The following is a 1,668-nucleotide window of genomic DNA, read 5'->3' as shown; positions in this document are numbered from 1 at the left end:
CTTCACCACCCACCGAACCACCGCCCGAAAGGGAGCCCGCAATGCTTGCGACCGGCTTCGTCCGCTGCCCCCTCCCCGCCTGCCTCCACTCCATTCCCCTCGGGGTCGGCGCCGTCCCCCTCGGGGTCGGCGACGGAAAGCACCCCGGCTCCCGCGCCGCCCTCACGGAAATGCGCGAACACTGCGCCGACCGCCACCGCATGACCGAGGACGAGATGGAGCAGGCCGGCATCACCGTCGCACCGCCGGAGCCCATGCCCACCGCATGGTTCCGCGTCGGCCGTGCCTACGCGGACGCCTCCCCCTACACTGCCCCCGAACTGACGCGCTTCTTCGAACCGGTGTGGGTCGGCCACCACCCCACCCGAGGAACCCTCCGCGCGGTCGGCTGGATGAGCACCGGCTCCCTGGACGCCCCCTGGCACATGCAGACCCTCGACGGCGCCGACGCGTACGACGGCTGGACCGACGCCCGGCCCGCCGAGACCCACACCCCCGCCGCCGTCACCGCCCAACATGCCCTGATCCCCGTCGACACCTACACCTCCGTCGCCGAAGCGCGTGCGGCGTGCGAGGAAGAGCACCGCCTGGAGTACCCCGCCGGCACCCGCATCACCCACCGCTGGACCCCGGCCGGCTACGACGAGGAAGACGTCCCCACCACCGACCCCGCCGGGCTGCACTACGCAGCCGACCTCCACGCCACCATCAACGGCGCCCGGGAAGAGCCCACCGCATACAGCACCACCCCCCTCTTCCCCCTCGGAACCCCGGCGAACTGACGATGCACACCAACCCCGCTTTCGCAGCGGCCCGCCGCCTCCACACCCTCACCACCATCGCGGACGCCCGCGCCGCCCTCGCCCTCGCCCGAGGAACCCACCCCGACCGGATCGCCCCCAGCGGCCACGACATCAGCGACCACGCCTACGCCACGGTCCGCGACCAGCACCGCACCCACTACCTCGCCCACCCCACCCGCTACACCCTCCGCAATCTGGAGAACGCCCGCGCACTGTGGGCGCGTCACCGGCCCGACCTCACCGACGACTGGACCACCGGCCTGCCCGGCATCTGGACCGTCACCTACGAAGGCGCGTCCACCACCCGGTGGGCAACCGAAGGCGACGCCCACGCCGAACTCCACGACCTCACCCGGGCCGACGCGCCCGGCCGCGCATGGGACCTGTACCCGGACGGCCCCCACACCTGGATCCAGGTGTGGACCTGCCCGGACACGGACCGCCCGCTGGACACCGGCCCCGGCCGCATCACCCACCAGCCCTGACCACCCACCGGCCCGGCCCCCAACCGGGGGCCGGGCACTGAACCCGAGAGAGACGAGAACACCATGGCCCGTTTCCAGCCCTGGAAGATCACAGTCGACTACACCTCCACCCGAACCGGGTCCACGCAGTGGGTATCCGTCGTCGAATCAGTGGACCCCCGCCGCGCCGCAGGCGTCGTCGAGCGCGACGTTCAGGAGCACCTGCGCAAGATGCGCGCGTCCGACGGGCGGATCACCTGCGTCACCATCGCCCCGGTCCAGACCCCCCAGACCCTCCCGCACGGCGTGCGCTGCGGGTCGTGCAGTGCGATCGGCGCGGTCAAGGCCACCGACGAGGAACTGATCCTCGCCCCCTACCAGACCCCGGACACGGCCCCCGC

General features: G+C 72.5%; 3 protein-coding genes. All 3 read left to right on the top strand.

All coding sequences use genetic code 11. From position 1 onward, the window contains the following. The first annotated feature begins 41 nt into the window (after nucleotides 1–41). Entirely contained in the window at nucleotides 42–782 is a 741-nt protein-coding gene (locus FOE67_RS25055) for a hypothetical protein (protein ID WP_182667099.1), read from the top strand. A 2-nt stretch (nucleotides 783–784) separates the two neighbouring features. Next, a complete protein-coding gene (locus FOE67_RS25050) occupies nucleotides 785–1,288 on the top strand; it encodes a hypothetical protein (RefSeq protein WP_182667098.1) in 504 nt (167 codons plus the stop codon). Between the two features lie 63 nt (nucleotides 1,289–1,351). Next, the coding region (locus tag FOE67_RS25045) for a hypothetical protein (protein WP_182667097.1) at nucleotides 1,352–1,668 on the top strand (317 nt) is incomplete at its 3' end.

This window comes from Streptomyces calidiresistens (genome assembly GCF_014141525.1).
GTDB classification, from domain to species: domain Bacteria; phylum Actinomycetota; class Actinomycetes; order Streptomycetales; family Streptomycetaceae; genus Streptomyces; species Streptomyces calidiresistens.
The sequence above is the reverse complement of the archived record's forward strand: the minus strand, read 5'-3'. Positions and strand labels throughout refer to the sequence as shown.

Bases quoted from the DNA above. Each gene is read 5' to 3' on its own strand.
- FOE67_RS25050 (WP_182667098.1), top strand. From the start codon at position 785: ATGCACACCAACCCCGCTTTCGCAGCGGCCCGCCGCCTCCACACCCTC.
- FOE67_RS25055 (WP_182667099.1), top strand. From the start codon at position 42: ATGCTTGCGACCGGCTTCGTCCGCTGCCCCCTCCCCGCCTGCCTCCAC.